At 57.3% G+C, this 22,247-nt stretch carries 14 protein-coding genes; 7 read left to right on the top strand and 7 right to left on the bottom strand.

Going from position 1 to position 22,247, the window contains the following annotated elements; translation table 11 throughout:
- The 5 genes from menC to menF form a co-directional block, all read right to left on the bottom strand.
- Positions 1 to 960: o-succinylbenzoate synthase (gene menC / locus DXXMK7_RS05640; protein ID WP_038918234.1), on the bottom strand; the 960-nt coding region annotated here is incomplete at its 3' end.
- Positions 960 to 1,817 carry a 1,4-dihydroxy-2-naphthoyl-CoA synthase gene (gene menB / locus DXXMK7_RS05635; protein WP_033570148.1) on the bottom strand — a complete coding sequence of 286 codons (858 nt, stop codon included), beginning with the start codon at positions 1,815 to 1,817 and terminating at the stop codon, positions 960 to 962. The genes menC and menB, both read right to left, overlap by 1 nt.
- A complete protein-coding gene (gene menH / locus DXXMK7_RS05630) occupies positions 1,801 to 2,592 on the bottom strand; it encodes a 2-succinyl-6-hydroxy-2,4-cyclohexadiene-1-carboxylate synthase (RefSeq protein ID WP_038918233.1) in 792 nt (263 codons plus the stop codon). Before menH ends, menB begins: the two co-directional genes overlap by 17 nt.
- 2 nt (positions 2,593 to 2,594) lie before the next feature.
- A complete protein-coding gene (gene menD, locus DXXMK7_RS05625; protein WP_038918231.1) occupies positions 2,595 to 4,271 on the bottom strand; it encodes a 2-succinyl-5-enolpyruvyl-6-hydroxy-3-cyclohexene-1-carboxylic-acid synthase in 1,677 nt (558 codons plus the stop codon).
- Between the two features lie 98 nt (positions 4,272 to 4,369).
- A complete protein-coding gene (gene menF, locus DXXMK7_RS05620) occupies positions 4,370 to 5,698 on the bottom strand; it encodes an isochorismate synthase MenF (protein WP_049842514.1) in 1,329 nt (442 codons plus the stop codon).
- Positions 5,699 to 6,549: 851 nt separating this feature from the next.
- On the opposite strand from menF, the gene DXXMK7_RS05615 reads away from it, so the two are divergent.
- The 3 genes from DXXMK7_RS05615 to rcsB are packed head-to-tail and all read left to right on the top strand — an operon-like array spanning position 6,550 to position 11,065.
- Positions 6,550 to 7,734, top strand: coding sequence for an MFS transporter (locus DXXMK7_RS05615; protein WP_038918228.1), 1,185 nt, complete (start codon positions 6,550 to 6,552; stop codon positions 7,732 to 7,734).
- Between the two features lie 4 nt (positions 7,735 to 7,738).
- Positions 7,739 to 10,408: a phosphotransferase RcsD gene (rcsD, locus tag DXXMK7_RS05610; RefSeq protein ID WP_038918227.1), complete on the top strand. Its 2,670-nt coding sequence runs from the start codon at positions 7,739 to 7,741 to the stop codon at positions 10,406 to 10,408.
- Positions 10,409 to 10,414: 6 nt separating this feature from the next.
- Positions 10,415 to 11,065 carry a response regulator transcription factor RcsB gene (gene rcsB, locus DXXMK7_RS05605; protein ID WP_013316908.1) on the top strand — a complete coding sequence of 217 codons (651 nt, stop codon included), beginning with the start codon at positions 10,415 to 10,417 and terminating at the stop codon, positions 11,063 to 11,065.
- Between the two features lie 57 nt (positions 11,066 to 11,122).
- Here the strand turns inward: rcsB and rcsC are convergent, their stop codons facing one another.
- Both rcsC and gyrA read right to left on the bottom strand, forming a co-directional pair.
- Complete coding sequence (gene rcsC, locus DXXMK7_RS05600; protein WP_071605176.1) at positions 11,123 to 13,987, bottom strand: two-component system sensor histidine kinase RcsC; 2,865 nt, start codon at positions 13,985 to 13,987, stop codon at positions 11,123 to 11,125.
- Between the two features lie 124 nt (positions 13,988 to 14,111).
- Positions 14,112 to 16,745 carry a DNA topoisomerase (ATP-hydrolyzing) subunit A gene (gene gyrA / locus DXXMK7_RS05595; RefSeq protein ID WP_038918225.1) on the bottom strand — a complete coding sequence of 878 codons (2,634 nt, stop codon included), beginning with the start codon at positions 16,743 to 16,745 and terminating at the stop codon, positions 14,112 to 14,114.
- 283 nt (positions 16,746 to 17,028) lie between these two features.
- Here gyrA and ubiG point away from each other — a divergent pair, with 283 nt between their 5' ends.
- The 4 genes from ubiG (at position 17,029) to yfaE (ending at position 22,206) form a co-directional block, all read left to right on the top strand.
- Positions 17,029 to 17,787 carry a bifunctional 2-polyprenyl-6-hydroxyphenol methylase/3-demethylubiquinol 3-O-methyltransferase UbiG gene (gene ubiG, locus DXXMK7_RS05590; RefSeq protein WP_071605175.1) on the top strand — a complete coding sequence of 253 codons (759 nt, stop codon included), beginning with the start codon at positions 17,029 to 17,031 and terminating at the stop codon, positions 17,785 to 17,787.
- Between the two features lie 557 nt (positions 17,788 to 18,344).
- Positions 18,345 to 20,633: a class 1a ribonucleoside-diphosphate reductase subunit alpha gene (gene nrdA / locus DXXMK7_RS05585; protein WP_038918223.1), complete on the top strand. Its 2,289-nt coding sequence runs from the start codon at positions 18,345 to 18,347 to the stop codon at positions 20,631 to 20,633.
- Positions 20,634 to 20,809: 176 nt separating this feature from the next.
- Entirely contained in the window at positions 20,810 to 21,940 is a 1,131-nt protein-coding gene (nrdB, locus tag DXXMK7_RS05580; RefSeq protein ID WP_038661112.1) for a class Ia ribonucleoside-diphosphate reductase subunit beta, read from the top strand.
- 5 nt (positions 21,941 to 21,945) lie between these two features.
- Positions 21,946 to 22,206, top strand: coding sequence for a class I ribonucleotide reductase maintenance protein YfaE (yfaE, locus tag DXXMK7_RS05575; RefSeq protein ID WP_038661115.1), 261 nt, complete (start codon positions 21,946 to 21,948; stop codon positions 22,204 to 22,206).
- Positions 22,207 to 22,247: the final 41 nt, after the last annotated feature.

Below are 22,247 nucleotides of genomic sequence, written 5' to 3'. Positions count from 1 at the left end.
CCATATCGGCTCCAGACGGTCCGCCGCGATCAGCGGCAACGCGCTGTCAGGCCAGGCGCGCACCACCTGCGTCTGCATCAGATCCAGCGTATCCAGCCCCGGCAGAACGCCCGGCGTCAGCCAGCGCGCCAGTCGCGCCAGTTGCGTCAGCCCCAGACTGGACTCGATGCTGGAACTGATCACCGCCGTCAGGCCAGCCTGATGCGCCTGTTCCACCAGTTGGCGACAGCGGTTCAGGCTACCGGTCAGCGAAGGTTTGATAATAATGGCGGCCACGCCCGGCTCTGCTTCAACCCGGAATCCCGGCTCGCGCACGCTTTCGTCCCAGGCGATGGCAATGCCGGTGGCGCGAGCGAAATCGCGCGACTCGTCGCGGGTTTTGCAGGGTTCTTCCAGAAAAGCGATGCGGGAACGATAGGCCGGCGTCACATAGCGGGCGAATCCGTCGGCTTTAGCCCGCGTCCAGCTACGGTTGGCATCCAGCCGCAGCCGTAGTTCGGGCAGCGCGTCCAGCAACAGGTTGACGATCATGCCGTCGCGTACCGCTTCATACAGCCCGACCTTCACCTTAGCCACCGGTTCAGGCAGGCTTTGCAGCATGGCGAACAATTCATCCGGATCGCCATTGCACAGCGGCGCTTTACGATAGTCCGCGTCGTCAGGTAACTGGCCGGACAGCTCGGCCAGCGCGCAGCTAACGCCGAAATCGACCGAGGGCAAACCGCACTCGTCCAACGCCTGCCCTGACAACCAGACTTGCAGTTGCGTCTGTACCGCGCCGGACGCCTCTTCCAGCGTCTCCACGCTGAATTGCGGCAATGGCGCGACTTCGCCCCAGCCTTCCCGTTCGCCGTCACGCAGGCAAATAAGCAGCCCGTCGCGGGTTTTCAGGCGCTGGTTGCGCAGCACCACCCCGGCGTCCATCGGCACGCTGTAACGATAGAGGATGGCCTGACGCATCAGGGATTCCGTTTAAATTTGCTGAAGTCGGGCTGGCGTTTTTCGTTAAAGGCATTGCGGCCTTCCTGCCCTTCTTCCGTCATGTAGAACAGCATGGTGGCGTTGCCGGCCAGTTCCTGCAATCCGGACTGACCGTCGCAGTCGGCATTCAGCGCGGCTTTCAGGCAGCGCAGCGCCATCGGGCTGTTTTGCAGCATTTCACGGCACCAGCGCACGGTTTCGCGTTCCAGTTCCGCCAACGGCACCACGGTGTTGACCAATCCCATATCCAGCGCCTGCTGCGCGTCATACTGACGGCACAGGAACCAGATTTCGCGAGCTTTTTTCTGGCCGACGATGCGCGCCATGTACGAGGCGCCCCAGCCGCCGTCAAACGAGCCGACGCGCGGACCGGTCTGACCGAAAATGGCGTTTTCCGCCGCAATGGTCAGATCGCACATCATGTGCAGCACATGGCCGCCGCCGATGGAATACCCGGCCACCATCGCCACCACCGGTTTCGGGCAGGTACGGATTTGACGCTGGAAGTCCAGCACGTTGAGATGATGGACGCCGCTGTCGTCTTGGTAGCCGCCGTAGTCGCCGCGGACTTTCTGATCGCCGCCGGAGCAGAACGCTTTCTCGCCGGCGCCGGTCAGGATGATCACGCCGATACCGTCATCATGACGGGCGTTGTCCAGCGCCTGAATCATCTCTTTTACCGTTTGCGGGCGGAACGCGTTGCGCACCTGAGGACGATTGATGGTGATTTTGGCGATGCCATCGGTCGACTTGTGATAAAGGATATCGACAAAATCCCCGCTGCAATCGTGCCATGCTACCGGTGCGTAAAGCAGTTCTTCACTGGGATAAAGCATATTGAATCTTCCTTTCGGGATGCGAAATAAACTGACGAATCCGTTCGGCATACTCTGACGGATTCGCCTGATGAGCGTTGTGTCCGGCGTGGTCCACACTCAGCAACGGCAAACGATGCTGCGCGGCCAGCGCCTGAAATTTAGTGTCCTGACCGCCACAGAGGTAACCGAACGGAACCCGTAGCCGCTGCAGGGCGTCAACCAGACAGGGTTGACGGGATAGAGAGGTCGCTTCCAGCATATCGGCGACCGCCGGTCCGTGATTGCCGCGCCGCAATGCAATCAACCGTTCGCGTTGCGCCGACGACAGGCGGGCGAAAACCGGCTGCTGATACCAGTCCGGCAGCACGCTATCAAGCGGCTCATGGCGAAAACGGCGCGCCCAGTCGGCATCATGCCGCTGTCGCGCCTCACGTTCTGCTGCCGACGCCAGCCCCGGATGACCGCCTTCCACCAGCAGCCCCCGCAAACCGGCAGCGTCGCCCCGGCAGGCGTGATACATGGCAATGCGCCCGCCCAGCGAATACCCCAGCAGCCAGTAGTCGGTTACCGCCTGTTGCGCCAGCAGCGCGGTCAGTTGGCGACTCACGTCGGCAAAATCCGCCGTCGGCAACGACCGGGACGCGCCATGTCCCGGCAAATCCACCAGCAGTAGCGGCCAGTCGGCCAGATACGGCAACACCGGCTGCCAATCTTCGCCGCTGCCGAGCAGGCCATGCAGCATCACCAGCCAGGGTTGCCCCGGCTGCGGCTGCCCCACCCGACGGCAATGCATCGTCACCACGACGGCACCTCGGCCGACAGCCGCTGCAGCGTTTCGGCGCCGGCTTTGGGTTCCACCACGACTTCCAGCAGGGTGGTACCACCCTGCCGCCACCCGGCATTTACCGCGTTCTGTACTTCAGACCATTGCTGCGCTCGCGCGTAACGCAGCCCGAACAGCGCCGCCGCATGACGAAAATCCACCTGCTGCGGCATACAGTAAAAAGCTTCGCGTTGCGCCTCTGGCGTCGGCAATAACGAAAAAATCTGCCCGCCGTCATTATTAACCACCACCAGCACCAGCGGCGCAGGCGGCTGACGCAGCAGCGCCAGCCCGTTAAGGTCATACAACGCCGACAGATCGCCGACGATGGCGAGCATCGGCCGGACATCGGCGCGCTGCACACCCGCCAGCGTCGACAGCAGGCCGTCAATGCCGCTGGCGCCGCGGTTGGCGTACACCGGATACCCCGCCGGCAAACGGGCGAACGCATCCACCAGCCTTACCGTCAGGCTGTTGCCGACGAAAAACTGCCCTTGCGGCGGCAGCAGTTCGGCGACGCGATGCGCCAATTGCGCCTCGCCGAAACCGCCGGACAAGCGGGCAGCCACCTGGCGGATGACCCGTTCGGCACAGGCTTCAACCTCTGGCGCCCAAGGCAATTGAGCAACGGCCGGATGCGCCGTCAGCCAGTCGGCAATGTCGGCCACCAATCGACGACCACGATGCTGCGCGGGGTCAAGCCGTCCCGGCAGGCTGTCGACCAGCCAATATTGGTCAGGCGTCGCCGTCGCCTGCCACTGCAGCAGACGTTTGCCCGTCAGGCTGGCGCCGAACTGCACCACGATCTCAGCCTGACGCAGCGTTTCCGCCTGCGGATGCTGAAGCCACAAATCGGCGCAGGCCAGTGGTTGACCGGTCTGCGACAACACATCGCCGATCAGCGGCCAGCCGAGCTGGCGCGCCCAGGCGGCTAGCTGTTCTCCGACCTGCGCGGGCACTCGCCCGGCGATCACGACGCCGCGCCGTTGCCGCCATTGCGGCCAGTCCGGCTGCATTGTTGTTGCCGGCGCCGCACTCGCGCCCTGCAGCCACGGCTGCGGTTGATGCCACCAGTCGCCCAGCGCCTGCAGCCAGTCCTGAAAGGCTGCCGGATCGTCTTCGCCATATAACGGCTCGGCAAACGGGCAATTGATATGCAGCGCGCCGTGGCGCAGCTCGGCCAGAGCGTTATCGAGGGCGGAAACCAGCCAGCGGGCCGGAATATCACAGGTGGGACGCGGTAAGTTGAGCGTTAATTTCGGGTGCGAGGCAAACATGCCGGGCTGCCGAATCGCCTGATTGGCGCCGCAGTCGATCAGCTCCGGCGGGCGATCCGCCGTCAGGATCACCAGCCGCTCGCCGGTCAGCCCGGCTTCAATAATCGCCGGATAGAGATTGGCCGCCGCCGTGCCGGACGTCACTATCACCGCCACAGCTTCGCCAGAGGCTTTAGCCAGCCCCAGCGCCAGGTGACCAAGACCCCGCTCGTCAAAATGGGTGTGACAGACCAGCGACGGGTGCGAAGCAGCCGCCAGCGTCAGTGGTGTGGAACGCGATCCCGGCGCAATGCAGATATGACGGACACCCTGATGGCTGAGCGCCTCAACGATAACCGTTGCCCAGCGGCGGTTAAAAATATGTGTGGACATGATCGACTCAACAACTCCGGTTGCGGGTTGTGGCAATAATTATATTTTTTTTCATCCGGCCAACTTTGATGTAAACCAGTAACAGGCAATAAATCGCGCTATGAAATAGCGTCTTCCAGCAACGACTTCAGTCCGGCGGCCTTGTTTTCCAGTTCCTGCCATTCTTGTTCTGGATCAGATCCCGCCACAATGCCCGCGCCGGCATACAGCGTCAGTTGCCGGTCCGCGACGCTGGCAGAGCGCAACGCCACGCTGAATTCGGACTGCTGACGCGACAAATACCCCGCCGAGCCGGCGTACCAGCCGCGGTGAAACGGCTCATGCCGGGCCAGAAACGCCCGCGCCACGGCGCGCGGCAACCCGGCCACCGCCGCGGTCGGCTGCAACAGATGCAGGCACTCGCTATCCGTTCCGCTGCGCAGGGTCGCCTGAATCGTTCGCCGCAGATGTTGCACCTTGCGCAGCCGAACGATCTCCGGCGGCATCACATCCAGCGTCAACGCCGCCTGATGCAGGCGCTGGCAAATATCGTCCACCACCAGCATGTTCTCACACTGATTCTTGACGTCATTCATCAACCAGTCTGCCAGCGCGGCGGCTTTTTCATCGTCATGATCGCTGGCCACCGTTCCGGCCAGCGCCTCCGTTTCCAGGCGGGTATGCCGCCGCCGATAAAGCCGCTCAGGGCTGGACCCCAGAAACGCCTGATGCGGCGCGAAAGCCAGCATAAAATGATAACAGCGGTAATTGGCCGCCCGGCTGGCCGCCATCAGCGTGGTCGCCCGCAACGGCCGATCGAGCGACAGCATCGAGGCGCGTGCCGGCACCACTTTTTCCATCTGTCCGGCGGCAATGTCCGCCAGCGCCAGATGCAACAGGTCGATCCACTGCTGGCGATCCGGACAATGGCGGGTAGCTTCTATACGGGTATGCAGCGTCGGCAACGGCTGCGGCGGCAATAGCCGGCGCAGAAAATCCTGTGCGTCGCGCGCATCATCGCGCAGCGAGGTCTCACTGCACAGATTGACCCGCAGACGCAGACGCAACCCTTGTCGCAACAGGGCGATGCGCGGCAAAAACAGAAACGCAGCAGCATTCGCTTCCGCTACCGGATGCTGTTCAAACGCATTCAACCCCCAGAGACGCACGCTGTCATCCACATCATGACGTTGCAGAAAGTCCTCAGCGTGTGCGATATCGTCAAACACACGCACCTGACCACACACCGCCGCCTCTTCATCGTCCTGACGATGCTGCCAGTAAAACTGCGGATAAACGGGCTGCGAGGCCAGCCACGCCAGCAACGGCGAGCCGTCCTGCAACGACATAGTCAGCGTGACTGCATGAAAGCCCGCCTGCTCCGGCAAGGGTTCGTTGAGCGCCTGATGCATCTGGCGCAGCAGGTCAGAGAATTGCTGCACATTCACCCCATAGCCTAACTGAAAGTAGGGAATTATACGGGGCTATCCCTACAAAAAAAAAGTCATTAGCTTGATACCTACCCCGTAATAACCTGCTTACCCACACCCTATTTCTATGCATAGGCCTCTCCCCGGCCGTTCGCCAGCGAACAGAACGCACCCGCAGTTGAATAACGTCACCCAGAGGTTGGAGCCAGATTCATGGTGATTTATCTCAAATTGCGGCAGACATCCCAAAATGATTGCGATAATTCCTATTTCCAATTCTAGATTGCCGCAACGCCAAATAACCCCATGCTTAACCCACAATAAAAACAGGGTTTAGATTATTCTTTATCACGCCTTTTTATTTGCAGGCTTTCGCCATAAAAAGTATCCACAATATAAAAAATTTCGTCGCTTTTTATTTTATTTTTTGACGAAAGATGACCACAGGTAACGTATTGTCATGTCGGCATATCAGACCGGGGAACGCCACATCAGGCAGCATGGCGCTCAGCGAATAATCCCGGGCGGATGGACATATTCCTTCATCAACGATAATTCATCTCGTTTATATTTTCTGATTTTGTTCACCGCACAGAATGAAAAAGCAATCCGATGAAATTAGCATTAAGTGACAAAATTCTTACGACCGACAGTTCTAAAATTTTTCTCGCTATCATCAAATTCTTCATTCCGCTTTATCATAAATTACCTTCTCATTGCCGGGCTTGTCCCGGCATTTTTTATCTGCGAGTTTATTGTGGAACCCTTCCCGCATTTTCTGTCGACAAGACACATCCTCTTTCGATAAAACGTCGCAATTGTGGTAAAAATACCCCTCTGTCAGGTTCAGCGACGATAGTTATTCAGCAATGAGTTCAACCTTGAGTTCCTCCACGCTTGACCAGTCACAGCGACTGGACGACAAAGCGGTACAGTTCGCCACACGGGCGGTGTTTTTCATCACGGGCGCGGCGATGTCGGCCTGGGCGCCGCTGGTGCCGTACGCCAAATCCCGCCTTAACATCAACGACGCGTCGCTGGGAATGCTGCTGCTGATGATTGCCATCGGCTCGCTGACCGCCATGCCGCTGGCCGGCGTGCTGAGCGCGCGCCTGGGATGCCGCCGGGTAATGCTGTCCGCAGCCGCGCCGTTGTTTGTGGTGTTGCCGGCCCTGACGCAGGTTTCCACATTGCCCGCCATGGCGGTATTGCTGTTCCTGTTCGGCGCGGCGATTGGTCTGCTTGACGTCACCATGAATATTCAGGCGGTGGTGGTCGAGCAGGCCAGCAAAAGGGCCATGCTGTCCGGGTTTCACGGTTTTTACAGCGTCGGCGGCATCGCCGGTGCGGGCGGCGTCAGCGGCCTGTTGTGGCTTGGTTGTTCGCCGTTATGGGCGATCATCATCATGGTGCTTCTGCTCCTTCTGTTGCTGTTGTGCGGCACGCATCGCCATTTGTTGCATGGCTCGGGTCACGCCGAACGCTCCCCGCTGTTTGTGCGGCCGCGCGGCGTGGTGATGACCATCGGCGCGCTTTGCTTCATTATGTTTCTGGCGGAAGGCGCGATACTGGACTGGAGCGCCCTGTTCCTCAGCGGCGAACGCGGGCTCGACTCCCGGCTCGCGGGCGTTGGCTACGCCGCCTTTTCCATCGCCATGACGCTGGGGCGCCTCAACGGCGACCGGTTAACGCAGAAGCTGGGGCGCTACGTCATGGCAGCCGGCGGCAGTTTATGCGCCGCACTCGGCCTGTTGCTGGCGATTGCGGTGGATAACCCGGTTTCCGCGATAACCGGGTTTATCCTGGTCGGCCTGGGCGCCTCCAACGTGGTGCCGATTCTGTTCTCGGCGGCAGGCAGACAGCGGATCATGCCCGCCGGGCTGGCCGTTGCCTCAGTCAGCACTCTCGGCTATACCGGTATTCTGACCGGTCCGGCGCTACTCGGCTTCATCGCCCAATGGAGCAGCCTATCGCTGGCTCTGGGCCTTGTCGCACTGTTGCTGCTGGTTGTCAGCCTCAGTATCCGTCCTCTTACCCGTTCATCAGGAGCCTGATTTCATGCCTGCGGCTATCGTGCGTTTTTTCCTGCTGTTTATTCTGTTGCTGCTGCTGATGACCGGCGCTTACAGCTATAACTACGTCAACAGTTGGATGACGGAGAAAAAATCCGCCCTGACAGACATTGCGGAAGGAATGCAAAAGCGCATCGATGCTTACCGCTTCTTTACCGATCAAATCTACAAAAATCTGATCAGCGATCCGACACCGCCCGATACTCCCAACATCAATCTGATTACGCTGATGCCGAATGTGTTTTATGTCGAGAAAAGCGGCCACAAAACGGATGCCTTGATTTTCGGGCCGCACGACAAAACCACGCTCGGCGCCATGCACCGGATATCGCAATATCTGGACGTCCTGTGGGGCGCGAAAACCGATATCTACTCGATGTACTACCTCAATGGGCAGGACAACAGCCTGACCATGGTCTCCACCCAGCCGCTGAAAGATATCTCGTCACAGTTCCGCGGCAGCTACCTCTCATCGATGGTGGAATCGCGCAAAACCGAGATGCTGCAGCAGGCGAATACGCTGGATGAACGGGAAAGCTTCTCCCCCTTACGCAAGCTGCGTTTTTACAACGACTATTACTTTACCCTGCGCACGACGTTCAATCAGCCTGGGCATCTGGCTACCGTCATTGCGTTCGACTTGTCTATCAACGATCTGATCCCGCGCAATATGTCGCGGGACAGTTTCATGCTGCGCCAGCAAACACCGCCGGTAAACGCCGACGCCAGCGCGGATAACGACATCCCCACCGATATTCGCCGTGAAGGCGCGCTGCTGGAAATCTCGGCCCAGTTGATGAACTCGCCGATCAAACTGGTCTATGCCATTCCGTTGGGCCGGCTGGTGACCGATATGCTGCGCAACAATATCTGGGTGATTGCGCTCAATCTGGCGTTGCTGGCTATCTCGCTGATGGGGGTCTACGCGTTGCGGCGCTACTACGCCCGGCCGAAGGATGACCTGTCCCATCACCTGAAAGAACAACAGCGAATGTACGGCGAGATCGTCAGCCGCATCCCGGTCGGGGTGCTGGTTTACGATTTCAGCAACAACAAGGTGATGGTGGCGAACGCGCTGGCGGAACGGTTATACCCGCACCTCAGCCTGAAGAAAATCTCCACGCTGGCGGAGGAGCATCAGGGCGTTATTCAGGCCACGGTGGATAACGAGATGTACGAGGTGCGCGTGTTCCACAGCCAGCACACGCCGTCGCTGTGCCTGTTCCTGCTGCGCGAACAGGATCAGGAAATATTGATTACCAAAAAGCTGCAGCTGGCGCAGCGGGAATTCGACAAAAACGTCTCGGTTCGCAAACGCCTGTTCCGCAACCTGAGCCAGGAGTTTAAGCAACCGCTGTCCGCCGTACACCAGTTGGCGCTGACGCTGCGCAAAACCGATAACCCGCCAGAGCAGCAGAAAACGGTTCAGGCGCTGATCGCCGAAACCAGCGGCGCCATCCGTCTGATGGAAAACATCGCCCTGCAGGCGCGACTGGAAACGGTGGAATGGCATCTGGTCCATGACTCGTTTTCACCGCTGACGCTGATTGACGATTTGATGCTGGAATTGCTGCCGCGTATCCAGCAAAAAGGGTTGAAGCTGTTCAATCATTACAAGCTCGACCCGCGCCAGACCTATCTGGGCGACAGCGAATTGCTGAAGAAAACCTTGTCGCTGCTGCTGGACTACTCCATCACCAATACCGACTACGGCAAGATCACCCTGTCCTGCGAGCCTTCGGCGCATACCCCCGAGCAGTTGCTGATCCGCATTAGCGATACCGGCACCGATATTTCCGGTATGGAGCGGGACAATCTGGTGCATCCGTTCGCTACCACGCCGCTATCCGATCGCTTCCGGCACAATTCCGGATTAACCCTATTTCTATGCAATCAACTCTGCAACAAACTAGGGGGTCAACTGCAAATCAACAGTCGACCAGGACTCGGCACCCAGTACGTGCTGACCTTGAAAATGCAGCCGGACCCGCTGCCTGCGGAAGAAGATGAGAAATTATTGGACGACATCACGCTACTCCTGAACATTACCTCGGATGAGGTACGTACCATTGTTAGCCGTATGGTGAGCAACTGGGGCGCGGATGTCGTGGTATATGACGAACGACTGGTGAGTCAGGATGCGGAAATCACGATTACCGACGATCCCAGCCGGATGGCCGACGATACCTTGCTGGTGACCAGCGACGATACGCTGCTGGTGCCGCTGGGGCATCGCCGCCTGCGTACCAACTACAATGTCAGCCAGTTACTGCTGGAAGGTCTGCTGAAACTGATCGAACAGCAACTGGATACTTCTCCGGACGATCCCCTGCCTGAAGAGCAGGACGATATCGGCTTCTATGTCCGTCAGTTACGCAACAGTGACTACTATTCCTTGTTTGTTGATACAGTACCGGAGGATTTAAAGAGACTATATACTGAGACCCAAGATGGCGATTTTTTGTCACTTGCGCAAACAGCACACCGCCTGAAAGGTGTCTTTGCCATGCTGAATCTTCATCCCGGCAAGCAGTTATGTGAAGCGCTGGAAAAGCTTATTACCACCCAGGATCGCGCGCAGATAGAAGCCAACCTTCAGCAGATCGAAGGTTTTGTCACAGCATTGCTGCAGCCCGGTGGCCAACAATATGAGTAAAAAACAATGAGCAATCTAAACGTAATTATTGCAGACGATCATCCTATTGTTTTGTTTGGCATTAAAAAGTCGCTGGAACAAATCGAATGGGTTAACGTCGTGGGTGAATTCGAAGACTCGACAGCCCTGATTAACAATCTTCCCAAACTTGACGCCAATGTTCTGATCACCGATCTATCCATGCCGGGGGATAAATACGGCGACGGCATTACCCTGATCAAATACATCAAGCGCCATTTCCCGCACCTGTCGATCATTGTACTGACCATGAACAATAATCCGGCCATTCTCAGCGCAGTGCTGGAGCTGGATATTGAAGGGATTGTCCTGAAACAGGGCGCGCCAACCGACCTGCCCAAAGCGCTGGCCGCGTTGCAGAAAGGCAAAAAATTCACGCCGGAAAGCGTCAGCAAGGTGCTGGAAAAAATCAGCGCCAGCGGTTACGGCGACAAGCGCTTGTCCCCCAAAGAAAGCGAGGTTTTACGCCTGTTTGCCGAAGGGTTCCTGGTTACTGAAATCGCCAGAAAACTCAATCGCAGCATCAAAACCATCAGCAGTCAGAAGAAATCGGCCATGACCAAACTGGGTGTGGACAACGATATCGCCCTGCTGAACTACCTCTCCTCGGTCGGCGTGTCGCCGTCTGACAAAGAGTGATTCACCTACCGGCGAGCGGGTGACCTGCTCGCCGGCCTTCCCCCAAGCCGGCCTGAGTTACGACTGAACCGGCTTGTTCTGCCTGACCAGATTACTGTAATACGACAGCGACTGCTGCAACGTATCCAGCGTCACCGGTTTAGACAGACAATTATCCATACCGGCCTGCAGACAGCGCTGCCGTTCTTCCGCCAGCGCATTGGCGGTGACGCCGATTACCGGCAACGTCTGCCCCATTTCCCGCAGCCGCTGGGTAAAACGGTAACCGTCCATATTCGGCATGTTGACGTCGGTAAGGATAATATCCACCGGATTCTTCGCCAGCACATCCAGCGCGTCCAGCCCGTCATTGGCCGTAATGACCTGATACCCCAGCGAACCGAGTTGATCGGCCAGCAAACGGCGGTTAATCGGATGGTCATCCACCACCAAAAGGCGAATATCGCTGTTTTCGGTACGATTGTAACTGACGGACGGCAGGGACAGCGCCGCCGCGGACAATTCATCCTCACCCCGATAAATACGTTGCAGCAACACCGGCAATTCGTGCAGCGCGGCCGTACTGTACAGCCAGTACCCCGCCCGAACCTCCTGTGCGGCGCCAGCCTGCATACCGCTAATCTCCACGCAGGCGTGCGCATTTGGCAGCGTATCCGGCACATGATCACAAATCATCACGTCATCTTTACCGACGAGCTGCCCTTCTTCGTACCGCTGCGCATCCAGACCGCAGGCATTCAGCAAGCCCAGCAGATAGCGCTCCATCAGCGCATTACGAATCTGTAACCAGCAGGTTTTCCCCTGTAAATCTGGCACCTGCAACGTCTGCGGGTAGTGAGCGCGGTAAAGCGGAATGCGAATGCCGAACTCACTGCCAAGCCCCGGTTCGGATTCAATGGTGATGTCCCCATCCATCAGGCTAACCAGCTTTTCACAAATCGCCAGCCCCAGCCCGGTACCCTGAAAGTGGCGTTGAACCCCGGTCCCGGCCTGAAAGAAGGGGTCAAATAATTTCATCACCGCACGGGTATCGATACCGACGCCGGTATCCCGTACCTTGAACACCAGGTAACCGTCATCGCAACACGCCACCTGGAACACAATACAGCCGGTGTCGGTAAACTTGATGGCGTTACTGAGCAAGTTGCTCAACACCTGCTGCAACCGCACCGCATCCCCCATCAACCGCAAGGGTACGTTAGGATCGATATAGCAATACAGCACCAGCCGTTTTTTCACCACCAGCGGCAGATAATTACTCACGATATGGTTTATCACCTCACGCGGCGCAAACTCGCTGGGCTCGATCTTCAGCTGTTCCGACTCGATCTTGGAGAAATCAAGAATATCGCTGATGATCTTCAGCAGCAGCGCCGAGGAGTTTTGCATCGCCGTCACCAGCCGGTTGGCATCCGATGGCAGCGATTTCGTTTGCAGCAAATCCAGATTACCGATGATGCCATACAGCGGCGTGCGTAATTCATGGCTGACGGTCGCCAGGAACATCGACTTGGACTGGCTGGCCTGCTCGGCGGCGTTGGCCATCTCCTGCAACGACTCTTCCATGCGCACACGGGCGCTGACGTCGAGCAGCACGCAGATGGCCACGTTTTCGTTACGGTAGCGCGAGTGCACAAAACTGATTTGCAGATGGTGATTGCGCCCGGTCACCACATCCAGCGATTTGGATTGCTGCTCGCAGATGATGCGCACAATGCGCACCCGGTCTTCATACGTCAGCAGGCTGAGGTAATTATGCGCCAGTTCGTTGCTGATAATATTGGTGCCGTCGCTGATCCTCAGAATGCAGATGCCTACCGGCGCCGACGCCACGATCTTGCGGTTAAACTGTTCGTTCTCTTCCAACTGAAACGCGTTGCGCTCCGCCGGCCGAAAAATTTTGCGCTCAAACAGTCTGGTCAATAAAAACAGACAGATAGCCGATGCCAGATTCAACAACGCAATATTGATGATCAGCGTATTGAGAGACATCAGAATCACTTCCAGCGGCAGCGAATACACCACGGTCATCGACGTAGGCGGCAGCGCCTTCTTCATCAACAAGGCGCCGTAGCCATCGCTGTAGCCAAAGTAGTTGTTCGAGTCCGGGTAATGGCTAAGGCTATTGCCGGACTGGCTGTCGGTAAACTGCAGCAGAACCCGGTCATTCTGATCCAGTAATCTGACGCTGAACGGCAGGTCGCCATTCAACATGAAATCATCCAGCCGAATACTCTGTTCGATCCCCATCATGGTCACCAGATGGTTATCCACATACACCGGCGTCAGCGCGTACAGATACCCCGCATCCGGCGTCGGGCCGGGCGTCACCCAAAACAGGCTCTCCTCGCGGCGATTCCCCGCCCGATTGGATTTCTGATTCTGCAACCGTTCCTGCACGCTCTTCATCAGGCTATCGCTATCCAGCGACTGATTGCGAATGCCAAAATCGACAATGCACTGCTGACTGCTGTCGACAAAAAAGATGCGGTTAAGGTCATAAACCGACGAGAAATCATCATGCCACTGTTCAAAAAAGCTAGTCAGCGACTGCAATTGAGCGGGGTTCTTCTCATACTGTTCGCCACAGTCAAAGGTGGACGACAGCGGATAAATAGAGAACGGCGTCTTTTTGGCGGCACCGCCGCGTTCCCGTGGCGCGACAGGCGCACCGAATCGGTTAGCGGCAATGTACCGCAGCTCGCGCGCCACATCGGTGGTATGGCGAATATATCCCAGCGATTGTTCGAAATTGAGGGAGAAAATCTGTCGCAGATGCGATTCCCGTTGATTCAGTTCCTTATTCACGTAAAAAACCGAAATCAGTGCGCCCAGAATCCACAGCGTGGTCGCCAGCGCCCGGAACATATACCGGGAGACTTTAAGGGTGGTCTGAAAAGAAGCGATAACTTTCAAAGGCATACCGTAAAGGTTGTCAGCACGGGAAAATCAGGTCGGGATCAGTCGATACAGTACCGATCCTGCATAAAAAAAGCCAGCGCGTCGGGCGCTGGCTCTGGAAGGTCATCATCGGCGGATGAAGGGGTTATTCATCGTCTGCCGGCGTATCGTCATCGTTCTCCGGTTCATCGATGTCCTCTTCCGGCAGTTCGCCGTCAACCGGCACCACGCTGTCGAGTTCATCGTCTTCCACCGGCTCAGCCACACGCTGCAGGCCAACCACTCGCTCGTCCTCAGCGGTACGAATCAGCGTCACGCCCTGAGTATTACGACCAACGATGCTGACCTCGGATACACGAGTACGCACCAGCGTACCGGCATCGGTGATCATCATGATCTGATCGGCGGAATCGACCTGCACCGCGCCGACCACCTTACCGTTGCGCTCGCTCACCTTGATGGAGATAACGCCTTTGGTGGCACGGGATTTCACCGGATACTCGGTGACGGCGGTACGCTTGCCGAAGCCATTCTGCGTCACAGTCAGAATATCGCCTTCGCCGCGCGGCACAATCAGCGACACCACCAGATCGTCGTCCTGCAGGTTGATGCCGCGCACCCCGGTAGCGGTACGTCCCATAGTACGTACAGCCGATTCGGAGAAACGCACCACCTTGCCTTCGGCGGAGAACAGCATCACTTCATTGCTGCCGTCGGTCAGGTCGACGCCAATCAGCTCGTCGCCGTCGTTAAGATTAACGGCGATGATACCGGCGCTGCGCGGACGGCTAAACTCAGTCAGCGCGGTCTTCTTCACCGTACCGCTGGCCGTGGCCATGAACACGTTCATGCCCTCTTCGTACTCGCGCACCGGCAGAATGGCGGTAATGCGTTCATCCTGCTCCAACGGCAGCAGGTTGATGATCGGACGACCGCGGGCGCCGCGGCTCGCTTCCGGCAACTGATACACTTTCAGCCAGTAGAGACGGCCACGGCTGGAGAAGCACAGGATGGTGTCGTGGGTATTCGCCACCAGCAGCCGATCAATAAAGTCCTCTTCCTTGATGCGGGCGGCGGATTTGCCTTTGCCGCCACGACGCTGAGCTTCATAGTCGCTCAGCGGCTGATACTTGACGTAACCCTGATGCGACAAGGTCACCACCACGTTCTCTTCGGAAATCAGATCTTCGATATTGATGTCGGCGCTGTTATGGGTGATCTCGGTACGACGCGCGTCGTTGTACTGCTCGCGGATCGCCTCCAGCTCTTCGCGGATCACTTCCATCAGACGTTCAGGACTGCGCAGGATGAACAGCAGTTCGGCGATCTGCTCCAGCAGTTCCTTGTATTCATCCAGCAGTTTTTCATGTTCCAGACCGGTCAGTTTCTGCAGACGCAGATCCAGAATCGCCTGCGCCTGCTGTTCGGTCAGGTGATATTTACCCTCGTGGATGCCGAACTCCGGCTCCAGCCATTCCGGACGCGCAGCGTCATCGCCGGCGCGCTCCAGCATGGCGGCCACGCTGCCCAGCGCCCACGCCTGCGCCACCAGCGCGTTTTTGGCTTCGGCCGGGGTAGAAGCATGGCGGATCAGCTCGATGATCGGGTCGATATTAGCCAGCGCAATCGCCAGACCTTCCAGGATATGGGCGCGTTCGCGCGCTTTGCGCAGTTCGAAAATGGTACGACGCGTCACCACTTCGCGGCGGTGACGGACAAATGCCGCCAGAATTTCCTTGAGGGTCATCAGCTTCGGCTGGCCCTGATGCAGCGCCACCATGTTGATGCCGAACGACACCTGCATCTGAGTCTGGGAGTACAGATGGTTGAGCACCACCTCGCCTACGGCATCGCGCTTGATTTCAATCACGATGCGCATGCCGTCCTTGTCGGACTCGTCACGCAGCGCGCTGATGCCTTCAATGCGCTTCTCTTTTACCAGCTCGGCGATCTTTTCAATCAGTCGCGCCTTGTTCACCTGATAAGGGATTTCATGCACGATGATGGTTTCACGGCCGGATTTGGCGTCCGCCTCCACTTCGGCGCGGGCGCGGATATACACTTTGCCGCGGCCGGTGCGGTAGGCTTCTTCAATGCCGCGCTTGCCGTTGATGATGGCGGCGGTCGGGAAGTCCGGCCCCGGAATATGGGTCATCAGCCCTTCGACGCTGATGTTTTCATCATCGATATAGGCCAGACAGCCGTTAATCACTTCCGTCAGGTTATGGGGCGGAATGTTGGTCGCCATCCCCACCGCGATCCCGGAAGAACCGTTGACCAGCAGGTTGGGGATACGGGTGGGCATCACGTCCGGGATCTGCTCTGTGCCGTCGTAGTTAGGCACAAAATCCACCGTCTCTTTATCCAGATCGGAAAGCAGTTCGTGGGCGATTTTCGACATGCGCACTTCGGTATAACGCATCGCCGCGGCGGAGTCGCCGTCGATGGAACCGAAGTTGCCCTGGCCGTCCACCAGCATGTACCGCAGCGAGAACGGCTGAGCCATACGCACGATAGTGTCGTAAACCGCGCTATCACCATGCGGGTGATATTTACCGATAACGTCCCCGACCACACGGGCCGATTTTTTATAAGGCTTGTTCCAGTCGTTACCCAGCACACTCATCGCGTACAGCACGCGGCGGTGTACCGGCTTAAGACCATCGCGAACGTCCGGTAACGCACGCCCGACGATGACGGACATGGCGTAATCCAGATATGAACTTTTCAGCTCTTCCTCGATGTTGACCGGTGTAATTTCTCTGGCTAGGTCGCTCATGGAGCCGCTATCCCTCTATTCACATCTACCCGATTTTAAAAGGTGGAAAATCATATCATAAACCGGGGTTTCAGGGGAAACTTCGCGCCGGTTTCCTGACGTTTCTTTCATGAGGCGTCTCGCATTTTGTTACTGCAATGTTACCGCCATCACAAGGTACGGAAACCACGACGCTATCGTTAGCGACTACAACAACCGCCTTCCGCTCGTTATACTCGCCCCAGTCAATATTGATGAAAGGTGATCACTCTGCATGAACACAGACGCCATGAACACAGACACCATGAATACAGACGCCACAAATGCAGGCGCCGCTAATCCTGATGCGCTGAAAACATCCGCACCGACCCAGAACGTCGACCACGATGAAATCGCCAAATTTGAAGCCGTCGCCTCGCGCTGGTGGGATCTGGAAGGCGAATTCAAACCGTTGCACCGCATCAACCCGCTGCGTCTGAATTACATTCTTGAACGCGCCGGCGGCATTTTCGGCAAGCAGGTGCTGGATGTCGGCTGCGGCGGCGGCATTCTGGCCGAAAGCATGGCGCGGGAAGGCGCGCGCGTCACCGGGCTGGATATGGGCGGCGAACCATTACAGGTAGCCCGGCTGCACGCGCTGGAAAGCGGTGTTCAGGTCAGTTACGTGCAGGAGACGGTGGAAGCCCACGCAGACGCCCATGCCGGCGCTTACGACGTGGTGACCTGCATGGAGATGCTGGAACATGTGCCGGACCCGCGCTCAGTGGTGCTGGCCTGCGCCCGGCTGGTCAAACCCGGCGGCCATGTCTTTTTCTCCACCATTAACCGCAACGCCAAAGCCTGGCTGATGCTGATTGTCGGCGCCGAGTACCTGACCAACATGGTGCCGCGCGGCACGCACGACATCAAAAAGTTCATCCGCCCGGCGGAACTGCTGGACTGGGTGGATCAGACGCCGCTGCGTGAACGCCATATGCTCGGCCTGCACTATAACCCGCTGCTGGACAGCTTCCGACTCGGCGCGAATGTCGACGTCAACTATATGATCCACACCACACGATGACCCACACCACAAGATGATCCATACCACACGCCTTGGCTGAATCTGTCAGGCGCAGGTCGGAACATTCCGGTTTCCCAATACCCCGGCCGGTGGATAAAACCACCGGCTTTTTTATCGCCAGAGAATAAGTTTTCAGGCATAAACCACGCCGTATCCGCTCCCTGACGACATATCAATCTCAGATAATTCTTAATTACTTGTCTGAAACACGGTTTTGATCAGGCAGATAGTTTTGCCACCGGATAAGAAACCGGCGGTTGATCAATTTTTTATTTTTTCTCCCCTCGCGGTTGACAAAAAAGGAAGCCGCGCAGTGGCTGGGATTTAGCGCGCTTGTAACATTTATTCCCTATGTTATCCACAAGAGGAAGCCGTTTTGCTCACTTGCAATGCGGAAATTTTCACATTATCTTGTTATCAAAAACCGCCCCACCCCCTATATATAGTGTTTACTTCTGACAGAAAACACTATTTTTTTATTTGCGTTTTTTGTAAATAAAAAGGCGGGTGAGCCAAGCAAAACAAAATACGTGTCAAAAAAACAGGTGCTACGCCACATGAACCAGAGTCTACTTGTTACCAAACGCGATGGCAGTAAAGAACGCATCAACCTGGACAAAATCCACCGGGTAATCACCTGGGCAGCAGAAGGGTTACACAATGTCTCGGTTTCTCAGGTAGAACTACGTTCCCACATCCAGTTCTACGACGGCATCAAGACCGCCGATATCCACGAAACCATCATCAAGGCCGCCGCCGACCTGATCTCCCGCGAAAGCCCGGACTACCAGTATCTGGCCGCGCGTCTGGCCATCTTCCATCTGCGCAAAAAAGCCTACGGCCAGTTTGAACCGCCGAAGTTGTACGACCACGTAGTGAAAATGGTCGAAATGGGAAAATACGATCGCCATTTGCTGGAAGACTACACGGAAGACGAATTTGCTCAGATGGACGCTTTCATCGATCACTGGCGTGACATGAATTTCTCCTACGCGGCGGTAAAACAGCTGGAAGGGAAATATCTGGTACAAAACCGCGTGACCGGTGACATCTACGAAAGCGCCCAGTTCCTGTATATTCTGGTCGCCGCCTGCCTGTTCTCCGGCTACCCGCGCGAAACCCGTCTGGACTATGTAAAACGCTTCTATGACGCGGTATCGACGTTCAAAATTTCGCTGCCGACGCCGATCATGTCCGGCGTGCGCACCCCGACCCGCCAGTTCAGCTCCTGCGTGCTGATCGAGTGCGGCGACAGCCTGGATTCCATCAACGCCACCTCCAGCGCGATCGTGAAATACGTCTCCCAGCGTGCTGGCATCGGCATCAACGCCGGCCGTATTCGAGCGCTGGGCAGCCCGATCCGCGGCGGTGAAGCGTTCCACACCGGCTGTATTCCGTTCTACAAACATTTCCAGACCGCGGTGAAATCCTGCTCGCAGGGCGGGGTGCGCGGCGGTGCGGCCACACTGTTCTACCCGCTGTGGCATCTGGAAGTGGAAAGCCTGCTGGTGCTGAAAAACAACCGCGGCGTAGAAGGCAACCGCGTGCGTCACCTCGACTACGGCGTGCAGCTCAACAAGCTGATGTACCAGCGTCTGGTCAAAGGCGAAGACATCACGCTGTTCAGCCCGTCCGACGTGCCGGGGTTGTACGACGCCTTCTTCAACAATCAGGATGAATTCGAGCGCCTGTACGTGAAATACGAGCAGGACGACAGCATTCGCAAGAAGCAGCTCAAGGCGGCGGAACTGTTCTCGCTGATGATGCAGGAACGCGCCTCCACCGGCCGTATCTATATTCAGAACGTCGACCACTGCAACACGCACAGCCCGTTTGATCCGCAGGTCGCGCCGGTGCGCCAGTCCAACCTGTGTCTGGAAATCGCGCTGCCGACCAAACCGTTGGAAGATGTCAACGATGAAAGCGGCGAAATCGCGCTCTGTACGTTGTCGGCTTTCAACCTGGGCGCCATCAGTTCGCTGCACGAGCTGGAAGAACTGGCGACATTGGCGGTACGCGCGCTGGATGCCCTGCTCGACTATCAGGACTACCCGATTCCAGCCGCCAAACGCGGCGCGATGGGCCGTCGCACGCTGGGCATCGGCGTGATCAACTTCGCCTACTATCTGGCGAAACACGGCGTACGCTACTCCGACGGCAGCGCCAACAACCTGACGCACCGCACCTTCGAAGCGATTCAGTACTACCTGCTGAAAGCCTCGAACCAGCTGGCGCGCGAACAAGGCGCCTGCCCGTGGTTTAACGAAACCACGTATTCGCAGGGCATTTTGCCGATCGACAGCTACAAGCGCGATCTGGACAGTATTTGCAGCGAACCACTGCATCATGACTGGGAAACGCTGCGCAAAGACATCCAGACCTATGGCCTGCGCAACTCCACGCTGTCGGCGCTGATGCCGTCTGAAACCTCGTCGCAGATTTCCAATGCCACCAACGGCATTGAGCCGCCGCGCGGCCATATCAGCGTCAAAGCGTCGAAAGACGGTATCCTGCGTCAGGTCGTGCCGGAGTACGAAACGCTGAAAGACGCCTACGAGCTGCTGTGGGACATGCCGTCCAACGACGGTTATCTGCAGCTGGTGGGTCTGATGCAGAAATTCGTCGATCAGGCGATTTCCTCCAACACCAACTACGATCCGGCGCGTTTCCCGTCAGGAAAAGTGCCGATGACCCAGTTGCTGAAAGATCTGCTCACGGCGTATAAGTTCGGGTTGAAAACCCTCTATTACCAAAACACCCGCGACGGCGCCGAAGACGCTCAGGATGACCTGCTCGACACCGCGCCGCAGGATGACGGCTGCGAAAGCGGCGCGTGCAAGATCTAAGTACGACGCCGGGGAAATCCGCGACAGCGGGTTTCCCCGGCATGACGATATTCCTAATCCTGTCGCCGCTGCCCTGCCGATAGCGCCTGGCGCAGCGACGACGCAACCCGCTCGGGTTGCCAAAAGTTTAACAGCGCCGCCTTACGGGTCGCGCTGTTGGCTTGTTTGGAGAAATCATGGCCTATACCACTTTTTCACAGAATAAAAACGATCAACTGCTGGAACCGATGTTTTTCGGCCAGCCGGTTAACGTGGCGCGTTACGATCAGCAAAAATATGAAATTTTCGAAAAGCTGATCGAAAAACAGCTTTCGTTCTTCTGGCGCCCGGAAGAGGTGGACGTCTCCCGCGATCGTATCGACTATCAGGCGCTGCCGGAGCACGAAAAACACATTTTTATCAGCAATCTGAAATACCAGACGCTGCTGGACTCCATTCAGGGACGCAGCCCGAACGTGGCGTTGCTGCCGCTCATCTCCATCCCGGAGCTGGAAACCTGGGTGGAAACCTGGGCGTTCTCGGAAACTATCCACTCCCGTTCCTATACCCACATTATCCGCAACATCGTCAACGATCCGTCGATTGTGTTTGACGACATCGTTACCAATGAGGAAATCCTCAAACGGGCGAAGGACATTTCCGGGTTCTACGATGAGCTGATTGAACTGACCAGCTACTACCATTTGCTGGGAGAAGGCACCCATCAGGTCAACGGCAAAACCGTGGACGTCAACGTGTATGAGTTGAAGAAAAAACTCTACCTGTGCCTGATGAGCGTCAACGCGCTGGAAGCCATCCGTTTCTACGTCAGCTTCGCCTGCTCCTTCGCCTTCGCCGAACGCGAGCTGATGGAAGGCAACGCCAAGATCATCAAGCTGATCGCTCGTGACGAAGCGCTGCACCTCACCGGCACCCAGCATATGCTTAACCTGATGCGCGCCGGCCAGGACGACCCGGAAATGGCGCAAATCGCCGAAGAGTGTCAGCAGGCATGTTACGACCTGTTCGTACTGGCCGCTCAGCAAGAAAAAGAGTGGGCGGAATACCTGTTCCGCGACGGCTCGATGATTGGCCTGAACAAGGACATCCTGTGCCAGTATGTGGAGTACATCACCAATATCCGTATGCAGGCGGTTGGCCTGCCGCTGCCGTTTGAAACCCGCACCAACCCGATTCCCTGGATTAACGCCTGGCTGGTATCGGACAACGTGCAGGTGGCGCCGCAGGAAGTGGAAGTCAGCTCCTATCTGGTCGGCCAGATTGACTCGGAAATCAACACCGACGACCTCAGCGACTTCCAGCTGTAACCACGATGACCGCCTCCACCGTGACGCTGCGCCTCTCCGGGGCGCAGTTGCTCTGCTCCGATGAACACACCTCCTTACTGGAAGTGCTCGAATCCCAGCGGGTGCCGGTCGAATATCAGTGTCGTTCCGGCTATTGCGGCGCCTGCCGGTTGCGGCTGACCAAAGGCAAGGTCGCCTACCGGGAAACGCCGCTGGCCTGCCTGCAACGGGGCGAAATCCTGCCCTGCTGCTGTATGCCGCTGGACGATATCGAACTGGATATGTAACCGTACGTCATACCATTGCAGCCCGCTTTTCGTGCGGGTTC

It is taken from the genome of Dickeya sp. MK7 (assembly GCF_000406305.1).
GTDB lineage: Bacteria > Pseudomonadota > Gammaproteobacteria > Enterobacterales > Enterobacteriaceae > Dickeya > Dickeya fangzhongdai.
The sequence above is the reverse complement of the archived record's forward strand: the minus strand, read 5'-3'. Positions and strand labels throughout refer to the sequence as shown.

What these genes read in the sequence shown, in the direction of transcription:
- menB (WP_033570148.1), bottom strand. Translation starts at nt 1,817, where the DNA reads ATGCTTTATCCCAGTGAAGAACTGCTTTACGCACCGGTAGCATGGCAC.
- menH (WP_038918233.1), bottom strand. Translation starts at nt 2,592, where the DNA reads ATGCATTGCCGTCGGGTGGGGCAGCCGCAGCCGGGGCAACCCTGGCTG.
- menD (WP_038918231.1), bottom strand. Translation starts at nt 4,271, where the DNA reads ATGTCCACACATATTTTTAACCGCCGCTGGGCAACGGTTATCGTTGAG.
- DXXMK7_RS05615 (WP_038918228.1), top strand. Translation starts at nt 6,550, where the DNA reads ATGAGTTCAACCTTGAGTTCCTCCACGCTTGACCAGTCACAGCGACTG.
- rcsD (WP_038918227.1), top strand. Translation starts at nt 7,739, where the DNA reads ATGCCTGCGGCTATCGTGCGTTTTTTCCTGCTGTTTATTCTGTTGCTG.
- rcsB (WP_013316908.1), top strand. Translation starts at nt 10,415, where the DNA reads ATGAGCAATCTAAACGTAATTATTGCAGACGATCATCCTATTGTTTTG.
- rcsC (WP_071605176.1), bottom strand. Translation starts at nt 13,987, where the DNA reads ATGCCTTTGAAAGTTATCGCTTCTTTTCAGACCACCCTTAAAGTCTCC.
- gyrA (WP_038918225.1), bottom strand. Translation starts at nt 16,745, where the DNA reads ATGAGCGACCTAGCCAGAGAAATTACACCGGTCAACATCGAGGAAGAG.
- ubiG (WP_071605175.1), top strand. Translation starts at nt 17,029, where the DNA reads ATGAATACAGACGCCACAAATGCAGGCGCCGCTAATCCTGATGCGCTG.
- nrdA (WP_038918223.1), top strand. Translation starts at nt 18,345, where the DNA reads ATGAACCAGAGTCTACTTGTTACCAAACGCGATGGCAGTAAAGAACGC.
- nrdB (WP_038661112.1), top strand. Translation starts at nt 20,810, where the DNA reads ATGGCCTATACCACTTTTTCACAGAATAAAAACGATCAACTGCTGGAA.
- yfaE (WP_038661115.1), top strand. Translation starts at nt 21,946, where the DNA reads ATGACCGCCTCCACCGTGACGCTGCGCCTCTCCGGGGCGCAGTTGCTC.